We start from the raw sequence: 13,183 nt of genomic DNA, 5'->3' as shown, positions 1-13,183 counted from the left end.
CCCGGCCTCAGATCCGCGCGATCTCGACCTCGCGTCCCAGCAGCTTTCCGAGCTGCTTCAGCCGCCCGATCACCCGCTCGCTCGCTAGCGGACGCAGATCGTCGGGAAAGCGCAGCACGAGACGACCATCGACGCAGGTGGCGGGGATGCGCGGCAGGAGCCCGGCCATGCCGGCCGACAGCAGGTAGGCGACGCGGAAAATCGCCGCCAACAGGATCGCCCGCTCCAGAAGTGGCGGCGGCAGAAGCGCCCGCAGAGCGGTCGCAGCCGCCGAGGCGGACTTCAGCCCGGCGTAGCGGTGGAAGATGGCCAGCGCGAGGAAGGCACGGCCGACATGGTCGATCCCGGTGAAATAGGCATGAGCGATCACGTTCATGCTCTGCTCGCCGCGATAATCGGGATGGGCGCGCCAGCCGATATCGGAGAGGAGGCAGACCAACTCGATCAGCCGTGGCGACGGCTCGTCCTCGGACAACCCGGCGGTCTCGAGGATCGTGCGGCTCCAGGCTATCAGCTCGCCGGCGTGGCGCGGGTCGCGGGCCCGCAGATGGTTATAATCCCGCGCTGAGCGCAGCAGCGGATCGGCGGCGCGCTCTTCCGGCGAGAGTTGCTCGTGCAGCAGCCCCTCGCGCACGCCCTGCGCCGAGATGATGACGGCGCGCGGCTTGCCGCGCTTGATTAGCTCGTCGAGAACCAGCGCGCCATAGGCCAGCAGTGGCCGCCGCGCCGAGGAGACGGCGTCGATGGCGTCGAGCCCCGCCAGATCGGCGCGTTCGACCAGCTTGACGAAGTCGGCCACATCCCTGGCCGGCAGCGTGTAGCCGTGCATCACGTTGAGCGGATACTGGACCTGGTGCTGATGCAGGGTCGCCAGAGCCCGCCAGGTGCCACCGACGGCGTAGAAGTCACGCCCCTTCATCGCCTCAAGCTGGGGCAGCTTGTCGAGCTCGTCCCTGACGATCTTCTCGGCGGCCTTCAGCGAATTCTTCGAGCGGTCGAGCAGGGCGAGGCCACCGAGCGGGACGCTCGCCCCCTCTCCGACCTCGCCGCCAGCGATCGAGATCAGTTCGAGGCTGCCGCCGCCGAGGTCGCCGACCACGCCGTCGGGGTTGTCGAAACCCGAAATGACGCCGAGCCCCGACAGGGTCGCCTCGCGATCGCCGGAGATCAGCTCGATCGGCTGCCCGATCGCCTGCTCGGCGCGCGCGATGAAGTCCGGGCCGTTGCTGGCATAGCGTGCGGCGGCAGTGGCGATGACGCGGATCTCGCCGACATGCATCGCCTCGCAGAGGATGCGGAAGCGCACCAGCGCCGCGATCGCCTTGCGCATGGCGCCGGTCGAGAGCTTTCCGGTCGAGGCGACGTTGCGCCCCAAGCCCGCCATCTCCTTCTCGTTGAAGACCTGGGCTGGCGCGCGCGCCACCATCTCGTAGACGACGAGGCGAACGGAGTTCGAGCCGATATCGACGATGGCGAGCGTGCCGCTCCCCAGGCCGAGGCGGCCCGGAGCGGTCAGGACGTCAGGCCTTGCGCCCCCCTCGACGCGAGAGGGAGCGGGGGCTGGAATTGGAAAGTGATTTGCCACGTCCTGAGAGACTCGGGTTCGTCATGAAATACTTATGCGCGTTGAACGACTCTTCGTTCGGCGCCGGGACAATGCGTCGGGAGCCGCCATCCGGCAAGATCGTCCAGCTCTGTTCGTTGTCGAGGAAGTTCGCCAGCATGATCTGCTCCAGCAACTGCTGATGAACCGTTGGGTTCAAAATCGGCGTCAGCGCCTCGACGCGGCGGTCGAGATTGCGCGGCATCAGATCGGCCGAGGAGATGTAGAGCTTCGCCCTGGCAGAGGGCAGGCCGTGGCCGGCGCCGAAGGCATAGACGCGGGTATGCTCGAGGAAGCGGCCGATGATCGATTTGACCCGGATGTTGTCCGAGAGGCCGGGAACGCCCGGCCGGAGGCAGCAGATGCCGCGCACGACGAAGTCGATCTCGACGCCTGCCTGGCTCGCATCATAGAGCGCATCGATGATGACGGGATCGACCAGCGAGTTGCATTTGCCCCAGATCGCGCCTTTCCGGCCCGCCTTCACATGGGCGATCTCCTCGGCGATGTCGGCGAGCAGGCGCTGCTTGAGACCGACCGGCGAGACCGACATCTTCTCCAACTCGGCTGGCTCGGCATAGCCGGTGATGAAGTTGAAGACGCGCGCCACATCCTGCGACATCACCGGATCGGCCGTAAAGAAGGAGACGTCGGTGTAGATGCGCGCCGTAATCGGGTGATAGTTGCCGGTCGCGATATGGCAATAGGTGATGAGCTGCCCGGCTTCGCGCCGGACCACCATTGAGAGCTTGGCGTGGGTCTTCAGCTCGATGAAGCCGTAGACGACCTGCACGCCCGACCGCTCCATCTCCTTCGCCCAGCGGATATTCGCTTCCTCGTCGAAGCGCGCCTTGAGCTCGACGAGGGCGGTGACCGACTTGCCGGCCTCGGCGGCCTCTGTCAGCGCCTTGACGATCGGCGAGTTCGCAGAGGTCCGGTAGAGCGTCTGCTTGATCGCCACGACATTGGGATCGCGTGCCGCCTGTTCCAGGAACTGCACCACGACGTCGAAGCTCTCATAGGGGTGGTGGACGAGCAGGTCCTTCTGCCGGATGGCGGCGAAACAGTCGCCGCCATGCTCGCGGATGCGCTCGGGGAACCGGGCGTTGTAGGGCTTGAACTTCAGGTCCGAGCGATCGACGCCGACGAGCTGCGCGAGTTCGCTGAGCCCGATCATGCCCTCGACCTCGACGACCTCGTCCTCGTCGACCTTCAGCTCCCGGATGATCAGCTTGCGCAGATGCGGCGGCATCCCGGTGCTGATCTCGAGGCGGATGACGACGCCGAGCCGGCGCAGCTTCAGCATCGTCTCGAAGACGCGGACCAGATCCTCCGCCTCCTCCTCGACGTCGAGATCGGTGTCGCGGATGATCCGGAACGAGCCGGTCCCCTTCACGTCGTAGCCGGGGAAGAGCTTGCCGATGAACAGCGAGACCGCATCCTCCAGCGTGATGAAACGCCGGAGATCCTCTCGGGCGAGATCGGGCAGCTCGATGAAGCGGTCCATCTTGATCGGGACGCGGATCAGCGCATCGAGCTGGCGCCCGTCGCTCACCCGCTCCAGCGCCAGCGCCAGGGTGAAGCCGAGATTGGGAATGAAGGGGAAGGGATGGGCCGGGTCGATCGCCAGCGGGGTCAGCACCGGGAAGACGTAGTTGAGGAAATAATCCTCGAGCCAAACGCGCTCGGCCGCGCCGATGTCGCCGGGACCGAGCAGATGAATGCGGTTCTCGTGCAGGTCCCGCTTGAGCTCGACCCAGCGCGCCTGCTGGTCGCTCGTCAGCGCGGCGACCGCCTTGCCCAGTTCGGCGAGCTGCGCGGCCGGCGTCAACCCGTCCTGGCTCGGCGTGACGACGCCCGCCTTGAGCTGTTCGCGCAGGCCCGAGACGCGGACCATGAAGAACTCGTCGAGATTGGCGGCCGAGATGGACAGGAAGCGAAGCTGCTCGAGCAGCGGGTGGTTTCGGTTGGAAGCCTCCTCCATCACCCGCCGGTTGAACTGCAGCCAGGACAATTCGCGGTTCATGAAGCGAGCCGGCGATTCGCGCAGGGGCGTCTGTTCCTCGGCGGGAGCGGCAGGCGCGGCTTCGACGACGCTGGGTTGCGTGTTCATGCGCTTGGCACTCGTTCCGGTCACTGCTCTGGCCACGTCGGTCTCCTTGCGCGTCTTCAGCCACCGTAGCGTGACGGTTCGATGACAACCATGTCATTTCCGGCTGGAGGGAGCGGCGGATGCGCCTGCGTCGCCAGGCCCTCTTGCAAGGCGCAGCCCGGTCCTGTTTCGTGGCGCCGCGGGGTTCACTTCCCCGGGCGGCCGAGCCTGCGCCGCCTGGATTCGACAGAGGCCGTTTTGAGCAGTTCTTCCCATCGTGACGATGGCGACATCGTCTACCCGTCCGCCATTCCCTTCGTTCTCGCGCATCTGGCCTGTTTCGGTGCCCTCTGGAGCGGGGTCACCGCGACTTCGGTCTGGCTCGCGATCGGCCTCTACTGGCTGCGGATGTTCGCCGTGACCGGCGGTTATCACCGCTACTTCTCGCATCGCACCTACAGGACCAGCCGAATCGGCCAGTTCCTGCTGGCGGTGCTGGCGCAGTCGACGGCGCAGAAGAGCGTCTTCTGGTGGGCCTCCAAGCACCGGCATCACCACCGCTATGCCGACACCGAGCATGACGTGCACTCGCCGGTGCAGACGTCTTTCGCCTATTCGCATGTCGGCTGGATCTTCAGCCGCGACCATCACGTCTTCGACGATTCGACGATTCAGGATCTGACCAAATTCCCGGAGCTGCGCTGGCTGCACCGCTTCGAGCTGACTCCGGCCGTGCTGCTGGCGGTGCTGTGCTTCGTCATCGATGGCTGGGCGGGGCTCTTCGTCGGCTTCTTCTGGTCGACGGTGGCGGTCTATCACGCCACCTTCTGCATCAACTCGCTTGCCCATGTGCATGGCGACAAGGACTATGTGACCGGCGACGAGAGCCGCAACAACTGGTGGCTCGCCATCATCACCATGGGTGAGGGCTGGCACAACAACCACCATGCCTATCAATACAGCGTCCGCCAGGGCTTCCGCTGGTGGCAGATCGACCCGACCTACTACATCATCCTCGGACTTTCGAAGCTGCGCCTCGTCTGGGATCTGAAACAGCCGCCGCAGGCAGTGATCGAGCGCTCGCAGGCGCTGCCGCCGCGCGTGATCGAGCGCTCGGCCGAGCGGCTGGCGGCCTCCGTTCCGGTCGATCGGGTGGTCAGCGCCTTCCGCGAGGCCTATGCAGCGACCCCCGCCCTGCCCGAGCTGCACTGGCCGAGCCTGACGCTCGCCGAGCTGCGGGCGGCGCTGGCCGATCTGCAGGAGCGCGCCGGGGACCGCTTCGCGGAGATCCAGAACCAGGCTGCCGAGGCCTGGGCGCAATGGGATGCCTCGAGCTGGCAGCTTCCCGTCCTGCCCAGCCGCGAGCAGCTCAACGCCAAGGCGGCGGCAATGTTCGTCAAGACGCCGTCTCTCGATGCCATCGCCAACCGGGCCCATGAGTTGCTGGTCGAGGCGATGCATGCGCGGCTCGTCGCCCTCCCCGTCGAGACCGCTCCGCGCCGTCTCGGTTGAGGCGGCTCAATCCTCGGCGCAGAGGCGCTCCAGCGCCTCGGTCGCGAGCGGGCGCGTGACGCGGCGCCCGCGCTCGAGCGACAGCCTGTCGAGCAGATCGACCAGAGCGCGCGCCGCCGCGAAGGAGCGCTCCATCCGAAGCGCCAGCATGTCGATAAGGCCCGTGTCGACGACCAGCTGACGGTCGATGAAGAGCTTGACCAGCACGGCGCGCAGCAGCGCGTCGTCGGGCGGCTCGATCCGGGCCTCCGGCGCCAGCCGCAGCCGCGACAGCAGATCCGGCACGCGCAGCCCCCATTGATCGGGCGCTGCCCGGGCGGTCAGCAGCAGATGCCCGCCCCGCGCCTTGACCGCATTCATCAGGTGGAAGAGCGCCGCCTCGTCCTTGAGGCCGCGGTCGCAATCCTCGACCACCAGCGCCCCGCCGGAGACGAGATGCGGCACCTGTGCATCCACCACCTCCGCCGCCGACACGGTCCAGGCATGGGCGCGCTGGGCCCAGATGGCGGCGAGATGGGTCTTGCCGGCGCCTTCCGGCCCGGTCAGGCGCAGCCAGGCCTCGGGCCAGTGCGGCCAGGCCTCCACCAGCCCGTAGGCCACCTCGTTCGAGGGCCCGATCAGGAAGTCCTCGACGCCGTGGCGGCTATCGACCGGCAGGTCGAAGGCGAGCTGGCGTGGGCGGCCGGGCTGCTCAGGCATCGGCGTCCAGGCGGGCCTGCACGACAGCGGCCTTGGTCGCATCGCCGCCGTGATAGATGTTGCTGGCGAGGTATTGCCTCAGCGCGAAGCGGCAGAGCACGCCGATGACCGCCGCCAGCGGCACCGCCAGCAGCAGCCCGACGAAGCCGAAGAGCGAGCCGAAGGCGAGCAGCGCGAACATCAGCCAGACCGGGTGGACGCCGATCGAGTCGCCGACGAATTTCGGCTGGAAGATGTTGCCCTCGAGGAACTGCCCGGCGGCGAAGACGGCGAGCGTCGCGAGCGGCCACGTCCAGTCCGGCCAGAACTGGACGATGGCGACGCCGACCGACAGCACCAGCCCGGTCAGCGAGCCGACATAGGGGATGAAGGACAACAGCCCCGAGATGATGCCGATCAGAGCGCCGAAATTCACGCCGAGCAGGCTCAGGCCCACCGCATAGAAGAGGCCGAGCAGCAGGCAGACCAGGGCCTGGCCGCGCAGGAATCCGGCGATGGCGACATCCATCTCGTGCAGCAGGCCGCGGATCGTCTCGCGGTGGTCGAGCGGCAGCCAGCCATCGACCGTCGCTGTCATCCGGTCCCAGTCGACCAGCAGGTAGAACGCGATCACCGGCGTCAGCACGAGCAGTGAGAACACGCCGACGATGGCGGTGCCGCCGGTCCAGAGCGACTGCAGCACGCTGCCGACCCATTTGGTCGCCTCGCCCACGAGGTTGCCCAGCGAACTCTTGGCCTCCTCGGTCAGCGCGGTGCCGCCCAGGCGCTCGAGCCAGGGGCCGCCCTGCTCCAGCACGAGCGTCTGGAGGCGTTGCGCGTCCGCCGGCAGCCGCGCCACCAGACCAGCGAGCTGCTGGCCGAGCAGCGGCACCAGCAACACGAGCGCGAGCACGAAGATGATCAGGAACACGACGAGGATGACGATGGTCGCTGCGAGCCGGCTCATCCCGATACGTTCGAGCCGGTCGGCCAGCGGGTCGAGCAGATAGGCCAGGGCCAGCGCCGCGATGAAGGGCAGCAGGACGTCGCGGAACACGACGAGGAACAGCACCAGCACCGCCAGCGACAGCAGCCAGAACCCGATTTGGCGTTGCAGTGTCATCTCTGGCCTTTCGCGGATCCGGTGGTGCCGACGACAAATGGAGCGGCGGAGTGAAGGTTCCAAGACCCGCGGATAAACGCCGCGCCGGGGACGGGAGCGTGCCGACCTCACGCCGCCATGTGGCGCAGCCAGAAGGCGAGATAGGCCGCCATCGAGGCGAGCGTCAACATCGCCACAAGGCCCGAGCCGATCGCGATCGCGAGCCCCGGCTCGAAGCCGAAGGCGCGCGAGCCGAGCAGCAGCGCCGCGAACAGGATCTGGGCCAGGGTGTTGAGCTTGCTGACGGAAAACGGGGCGATCGGCAGCGGCCTGCTCATCATCCAGGACAGGATCACCGCCGAGACGATCAGAAGGTCACGCGAGACCACGAGAACGACGAGCCAGGACGGGACCGCCCCGACGAACGCGAGGGTGACATAGATCGAGACGATCAGCGCCTTGTCGGCGATCGGGTCGAGATAGGCGCCGAGGTCGCTCGCCATGGCGAAACGGCGGGCGAGATAGCCGTCGACTGCGTCCGACAGCCCCGCCAGGGCGAAGACCAGGAAGGCCGCCAGCCAGCGCCCGTCCAGGATCATCATGATCGCGACGGGGACCATCAGCAGCCGAGCGACGGTGATGAGGTTGGGCAGCGTCATGGGCGGCTCCGCAACGGGGCTGCAGGACGCTAATCGATCAGGCCCCAATGCGGAAATCGCAAGGCGGCGCGTCACGCTGCAGGCGAGCCCGCTCGGGCCGCGCCGACTCGTCAGTCGATGTCCTCGACCTCGACTTCGGTCCCGTAGACGCGCTGCGCCAGCGAGGCTTCCATGAAAGGATCGAGCGCGCCGTCCAGCACCTCCGAGGGCGCCGTGGAAGCGACGCCGGTGCGCAGGTCCTTCACCAGCTGATAGGGCTGGAGCACATAGGAGCGGATCTGATGGCCCCAACCGATATCGGTCTTCGAGGCCTGCTCGGCACTGGCCTTCTCTTCCCGCTTCTTCAGCTCGACCTCATAGAGGCGCGCGCGCAACATGTCCCAGGCCTTGGCCCGGTTCTTGTGCTGCGAGCGCTCCTGCTGGCACGACACCGCGATGCCCGAGGGGATGTGGGTGATGCGCACGGCCGAATTGGTCGTGTTGATGTGCTGTCCGCCCGCGCCCTGGGCGCGGTAGGTGTCGATCCGGCAATCCGATTCGTTGATGTCGATGACGATGCGGTCATCGACGACCGGGTAGACCCAGACCGAGGCGAAGGAGGTCTGCCGGCGCGCGTTCGAATCGAAGGGCGAGATGCGCACCAGCCGGTGCACGCCGCTCTCGGTCTTGAGCCAGCCATAGGCGTTGTGGCCCTTGAACTGCAGCGTCGCCGACTTGATGCCGGCGGTGTCGCCGTCCTGGTATTCGAGCGTCTCGACCTTGAACTTCCGCCGCTCGCCCCAGCGGCGGTACATGCGCAGCAGCATTTCCGCCCAGTCCTGGCTCTCGGTTCCGCCGGCGCCGGGATGGATCTCGAGATAGGTGTCGAGCATGTCGGCCTCGCCCGACAGCAGGGTCTCGACCTGCAGGCGGGCGGCCTCGACCTCGATCGCCTTGATTCCGGCTTCGCCCTCGGCGATCGAGGCGGCGTCGCCTTCCATCTCGCCGAGTTCGATGAAGGTCAGGGCGTCGTCGAGGTCGCGCTCGAGCCTGAGGATGCCCTCGATCTGGGTTTCCAGCGAAGTGCGCTCGCGCATCAGTTTCTGCGCGGCGTCGGCGTCGTTCCAGAAGTCGGGGCCCTCCGAGAGGGCATTCAGTTCAGCGAGGCGGCGCTGGGCTTGATCCCAGTCAAAGATGCCTCCTCAGCAGTCCGATCGACTGCTTGGCGTTGTCGAGTTGCGTCTGGATTTCTGGGCGCATGCGGTCGGCCTTGATGAATCTGGCGTCGGGATAAGCGGGAACGGGCCTGGTGTAAACGGCATGACGGGCGCAACCGTCATGCTCATCGGCAGGGCACGCCCGAGACGGGCGCGGACCTCAGTAGAGCCCGCCGGTGCCGGAGCCGACGGCGCGGCCGCCCCCGGGGGCGACGCTGAAGGGCGTCAGGCCGTCGCCGGCCGCGCCGATCACCGAATAGCTGTCGGGCGGTGCGGTGCCGGGCTTGAAGGCCTCGAGGATGCCGCCCTCGCCGCCGGCGCGCATGCCCGTCTTGGGGTCGACGCGGATCAGCTTGATGCCGGCCGGGACGCGGAATGGCGTTGCCGGCTTGTCCTTGAGCGCGGCCATCATGAAATCGCGGAAGATCGGCGCGGCGTACTGGCCGGCCGTGGCCGAGGTGCCGAGCGATTTCGGCTTGTCAAAGCCCATATAGACGCCCACCGCGAGGTCCGGCGAGAAGCCGACGAACCAGACGTCTTTCGCGTCGTTGGTCGTACCCGTCTTGCCCGCGAGCGGCTTGCCGACCGACTTGACCACGGTCGCGGTGCCGGCGTTGACGACGCTCTCCATGATCGAGACCATCTGGTAGGCGGTCAGCGGGTCGAGCACCTGGTCGCGGTTGTCGATCAGACGCGGCTCGCGCTGGTCGGCCCATTTCTCGGCGCTGCAGCCTTCGCAGATGCGCTGGTCGTGCCGGAAGATGGTCGCGCCCCAGCGATCCTGGATGCGATCGATCAGCGTCGGCCGGATCTTCCGGCCGCCGTTCACGAGCATGGAGTAGCCCGCGGTCATCCGCATGACTGTGGTTTCACCGGCGCCGAGCGACATCGAGAGCACCGGCAGCAAGTCGTCATAGACGCCGAAGCGGCGGGCGTACTCGGCGATCAGCGGCATGCCGACATCCTTGGCGAGGCGCACCGTCATCAGGTTCTTGGAGAACTGGATGCCGTAGCGCAGCGTGCGCGGGCCGGTCGACTTGCCGTCGTAATTGTCCGGCCGCCACATGCCCAGCCCGCCGCCCTGATCGATCTCGACAGGCGCGTCGAGGATGATCGAAGACGGCGTATAACCGTTGTCCAGAGCCGTGGCGTAGACGAAGGGCTTGAAGGAGGAACCCGGCTGGCGCATCGCCTGCGTGGCGCGGTTGAACTCCGATTGGTCGTGGCTGAAGCCGCCAACCATGGCCAGCACGCGGCCCGAGAACGGGTCCATCACGGTGATCGCGCCGTTGACCTCCGGGAGTTGGCGCAGGCGCACCTGGCCGGGGCGATTCTCCATCGGCTCGACATACACGACGTCGCCGACGGCGACCGCCTGTGAGACACGCCCCTTGCGCGTCCACTTGATGCCCTCGGCGCCGAGCGTGACGGTCTCGCGATCGTTCTTGAGGAGGCCTGACGTCTCGCGCAGCGGATGCAGGCCGAGACGGGCGCTGTCGGCCGCCACATCGAGCACGACGGCGAGGCGCCAGGGCGCGACGTCGCCGAGCACCGGCAGTTCGCCGATGGCCAGCCCCCAGTCGCGGGCGGAGAGTTCGAGCTTCTGGATCGCGCCGCGCCAGCCGCGGGCCTCGTCGAAGCGCACCAGGCCGTCGACGAGGGCCTTGCGGGCCATCAACTGCATCTTCGGATCAACGGTCGAGCGAACGGACAGGCCGCCCTCGAGCAGCTTCTTCTCGCCGTAGCGGTCCTGAAGCTCGCGGCGGATCTCCTCGGCGAAATAGCCGGCGGCGAAATTGTTGGGCGAGACGGTGCGCGGATTGACGCCGAGAGGCTGCTTCTTCGCCTGGTCGCCGATCTCGCGGCCGACGAAGCCGTTCTCGACCATGCGATCGATCACGTAGTTGCGGCGTTCGATGGCCCGTTCGCGGTTGCGGAAAGGGTGCAGGTCGGTCGGCGCCTTCGGCAGGGCGGCCAGATAGGCAGCCTCGTGCAGATTCAGCTCATGGACCGACTTGCCGAAATAGTTCAGCGCGGCGGCGGCGATGCCATAGCTGCCCTGCCCCGGCGCGGGTGCGCCGAGATAGATTTCGTTCAGATAGAGTTCGAGAATCTTGTCCTTGGAATAGGTCGCCTCGATTCGCAGCGCGACCAGCGCCTCGCGAATCTTGCGCTCGATGTTCTGATCGGAGCCGACGAGGAAGTTCTTCGCCACCTGCTGGGTGATGGTCGAGGCACCCTGCGGCCGCCGGCCGGCGGCGCGGTTGCGGAAGTTGGTGATCGCGGCGCGCACCAGACCTTCCGGATCGACGCCGAAGTGCTTGTAGAAATTCTTGTCCTCGGCGGAAAGGTAGGCGTCGATGACCAGCTTCGGAACGGCCTGGATCGGCAGATAGAGACGGCGCTCGCGCGCGAATTCCGCGATCAGCGAGCCGTCGCCGGCATGGACCCGGGTCATCACCGGCGGCTCGTAGTTCCGCAGTTGCGCCGAATCGGGCAGGTCCTTCGAATAGTGCCAGAGCAGGGCACCCGCGACGGCGGCGCCGATCACGAAGGCAATGGCGCCAGCGGCGAACAACCAACCGAACAGTCGCAGGATAAACCGCATTTCAGGCCCCGGCCCTTGCTTCGTGAACCGCCGCCAGCGCAGCCGGACGGCCTTCTTCAAATCAGTTCTATAACATGACGCACATGGCCAAACCGTGGCCTCGCGACCACATGACGCAACGTCGAGCGCTGCTCGCCGCCGCCACCGTCAACGGCGGTTGTCGGCCGCCCTGCCGACGGGTGCCCGCAGGGAGAGGAAATAGCCGTCGACCGCCGCCGCGACGGCATTCACGGCCTTGCCCCGCCATTCGGCGGAATTGAGCAGCTCGGCGTCCTTCGGGCTCGACATGTAGCCGAGTTCGATCAGCACCGAGGGGACGTCGGGCGCGCTCAGGACACGAAACCCGGCCGAACGCAGCGGGACCTTGTGCATCTTCACCGAGCCGCCGAGCGTCTCGACGAGATTGCGCGCGAACACCGAGGAGAAGGTGCGGGTCTCGCGCTTGGCGAGGTCCATCAGGATCCCGGCGACGTCCTGCGTGTCTTCGCTGGCATCGAGCCCCGCCACCGCGTCCGCCTGGTTTTCCTTGGCGGCGAGGCGCGCGGCTTCCGCGTCGGTGGCGCGTTCCGAGCCGGTGTAGATGGTGGCGCCGCGAACCTCCTGGGCCTGGGCCAGCGAGTCGGCATGGATCGAGATGAAGAGATCGGCGCCGGCCGCCCGGGCGATGCCGACACGTTCCGCCAGCGGGACGAAGCGATCGTCCTCGCGCGTCATCAGCACGCGGTAGCGCCCGCTCGCCTCGAGCTGCTCCTTCAGCCTGGCGCCGAAGGCGAGCACGACGGTCTTCTCGGCGATCGCGGCGACGACGGCGCCGGGGTCGATGCCGCCATGGCCGGGGTCGATCACGACCGTCTGGCGCGTCTCGCCCGTTGGCTTGGGCGGCACCGGGGCTGCCGTCGCGGGTGCGGGCTCGGGCGGTGGCGCCTGCGCGACGGCGGCAGCGAACTCGGCGCGGCTGGCGCGCCGCAATTCGACGACCAGTTCGCCGAAGCCGCCGCGCACCGGACGCGATTCGGCCTTCGCGACCACGGCCGGCTGGGACAGGTCGATGATGATGCGGGCGCGGTCGGCCGTGAACAGACCGAATCGAAAGGCGCCGACCATGCCCACGCTCCTGCGCGCGACAGCCGGCTGCACCTGGAAATTGGTCGAGGGCAGATCGATCACGACGCGATCGGGGCCCGAGAGCACCCAGGCTTTCACCTCGAGCGGGCGTGACAGGGCCATGGTGAGGCGCACGGTTTCGCCGATCTGCTCGAGCTTCGCATCGGTGGCGACCGGAAAGTCGTTCTGCGGGCGGTTGTTCGACAGTGCCGGCGCGAGGACGCACAGACCGGCCAGGACGACAAGTCCCAGGCAGGCGGGGCGCAGCAGCCGGAACGTCCGCGCCGCAATTCTGGCCATGAGCGAGGGAGGCGTCAGGTCCATCTTCCCGAGCTGTCGTCACCAAGGCTTAACCATAGCGACGCGACTTCCTAACAGGCCGTTACCACGAGGCAGCCCCGCGGTGAACCGGGCGGCGCAGGCCGCGCGGCGGCTGCCACGCGATGTGACTTGCAAATCACGGTCACCTGTCTGTAATGGGGACGGTTGCCTTGCAGGGCCGCCCATGGTGCGCATCCGGGTTCGTTGACCCGTCGGCGTCCGGGGTCCGACTGCAAGAGGGCAACCACAATGGATCGTCCGCGGACGGCCGGCGCCCGGTGCCCGTGTTCCACAGCATCAGGCCAGCG

Annotated in this window: 9 protein-coding genes; 1 reads left to right on the top strand and 8 read right to left on the bottom strand. The window is 67.4% G+C overall.

The window, feature by feature from the left end; genetic code table 11:
• Nucleotides 1–7: 7 nt before the first annotated feature.
• A complete protein-coding gene (gene ppx / locus SJY11_RS14555) occupies nucleotides 8–1,585 on the bottom strand; it encodes an exopolyphosphatase (protein ID WP_376987293.1) in 1,578 nt (525 codons plus the stop codon).
• Nucleotides 1,521–3,716, bottom strand: coding sequence for an RNA degradosome polyphosphate kinase (locus SJY11_RS14550; RefSeq protein WP_376989331.1), 2,196 nt, complete (start codon nucleotides 3,714–3,716; stop codon nucleotides 1,521–1,523). Before SJY11_RS14550 ends, ppx begins: the two co-directional genes overlap by 65 nt.
• 237 nt (nucleotides 3,717–3,953) lie before the next feature.
• Between SJY11_RS14550 and SJY11_RS14545 the strand changes: the two genes are divergently transcribed.
• Complete coding sequence (locus SJY11_RS14545) at nucleotides 3,954–5,207, top strand: acyl-CoA desaturase (RefSeq protein WP_376987292.1); 1,254 nt, start codon at nucleotides 3,954–3,956, stop codon at nucleotides 5,205–5,207.
• 6 nt (nucleotides 5,208–5,213) lie between these two features.
• Here SJY11_RS14545 and SJY11_RS14540 read toward each other — a convergent pair whose 3' ends face one another.
• The 6 genes from SJY11_RS14540 to SJY11_RS14515 all read right to left on the bottom strand — a co-directional run bounded on the left by SJY11_RS14540 (nucleotide 5,214) and on the right by SJY11_RS14515 (nucleotide 12,878).
• Nucleotides 5,214–5,906 carry a P-loop NTPase family protein gene (locus tag SJY11_RS14540; protein WP_376987291.1) on the bottom strand — a complete coding sequence of 231 codons (693 nt, stop codon included), beginning with the start codon at nucleotides 5,904–5,906 and terminating at the stop codon, nucleotides 5,214–5,216.
• Nucleotides 5,899–7,008, bottom strand: a complete 1,110-nt coding sequence (locus tag SJY11_RS14535) for an AI-2E family transporter (protein ID WP_376987290.1) — start codon at nucleotides 7,006–7,008, stop codon at nucleotides 5,899–5,901. Before SJY11_RS14535 ends, SJY11_RS14540 begins: the two co-directional genes overlap by 8 nt.
• 107 nt (nucleotides 7,009–7,115) lie before the next feature.
• Complete coding sequence (locus SJY11_RS14530; protein WP_376987289.1) at nucleotides 7,116–7,646, bottom strand: CDP-alcohol phosphatidyltransferase family protein; 531 nt, start codon at nucleotides 7,644–7,646, stop codon at nucleotides 7,116–7,118.
• A gap of 110 nt (nucleotides 7,647–7,756) precedes the next feature.
• Nucleotides 7,757–8,885 (bottom strand): peptide chain release factor 2 gene (prfB, locus tag SJY11_RS14525; protein ID WP_376987288.1). Its coding sequence is split into 2 segments (ribosomal slippage): nucleotides 7,757–8,815 and nucleotides 8,817–8,885, totalling 1,128 coding nucleotides; the frame shifts between segments, so codons are not numbered across the junction.
• A 117-nt stretch (nucleotides 8,886–9,002) separates the two neighbouring features.
• Entirely contained in the window at nucleotides 9,003–11,450 is a 2,448-nt protein-coding gene (locus tag SJY11_RS14520) for a penicillin-binding protein 1A (protein WP_376987287.1), read from the bottom strand.
• Between the two features lie 147 nt (nucleotides 11,451–11,597).
• Nucleotides 11,598–12,878, bottom strand: coding sequence for an N-acetylmuramoyl-L-alanine amidase (locus SJY11_RS14515; RefSeq protein WP_376987286.1), 1,281 nt, complete (start codon nucleotides 12,876–12,878; stop codon nucleotides 11,598–11,600).
• Between the last annotated feature and the right edge of the window lie 305 nt (nucleotides 12,879–13,183).

Origin of the sequence: Allobosea sp. R86505 (assembly GCF_042466375.1) — a bacterium.
Taxonomy (GTDB): domain Bacteria; phylum Pseudomonadota; class Alphaproteobacteria; order Rhizobiales; family Beijerinckiaceae; genus Allobosea.
The sequence above is the reverse complement of the archived record's forward strand: the minus strand, read 5'-3'. Positions and strand labels throughout refer to the sequence as shown.

What these genes read in the sequence shown, in the direction of transcription:
- SJY11_RS14520 (WP_376987287.1), bottom strand. Translation starts at nt 11,450, where the DNA reads ATGCGGTTTATCCTGCGACTGTTCGGTTGGTTGTTCGCCGCTGGCGCC.
- SJY11_RS14550 (WP_376989331.1), bottom strand. Translation starts at nt 3,716, where the DNA reads ATGAACACGCAACCCAGCGTCGTCGAAGCCGCGCCTGCCGCTCCCGCC.
- SJY11_RS14515 (WP_376987286.1), bottom strand. Translation starts at nt 12,878, where the DNA reads ATGGACCTGACGCCTCCCTCGCTCATGGCCAGAATTGCGGCGCGGACG.
- SJY11_RS14540 (WP_376987291.1), bottom strand. Translation starts at nt 5,906, where the DNA reads ATGCCTGAGCAGCCCGGCCGCCCACGCCAGCTCGCCTTCGACCTGCCG.
- SJY11_RS14530 (WP_376987289.1), bottom strand. Translation starts at nt 7,646, where the DNA reads ATGACGCTGCCCAACCTCATCACCGTCGCTCGGCTGCTGATGGTCCCC.
- SJY11_RS14535 (WP_376987290.1), bottom strand. Translation starts at nt 7,008, where the DNA reads ATGACACTGCAACGCCAAATCGGGTTCTGGCTGCTGTCGCTGGCGGTG.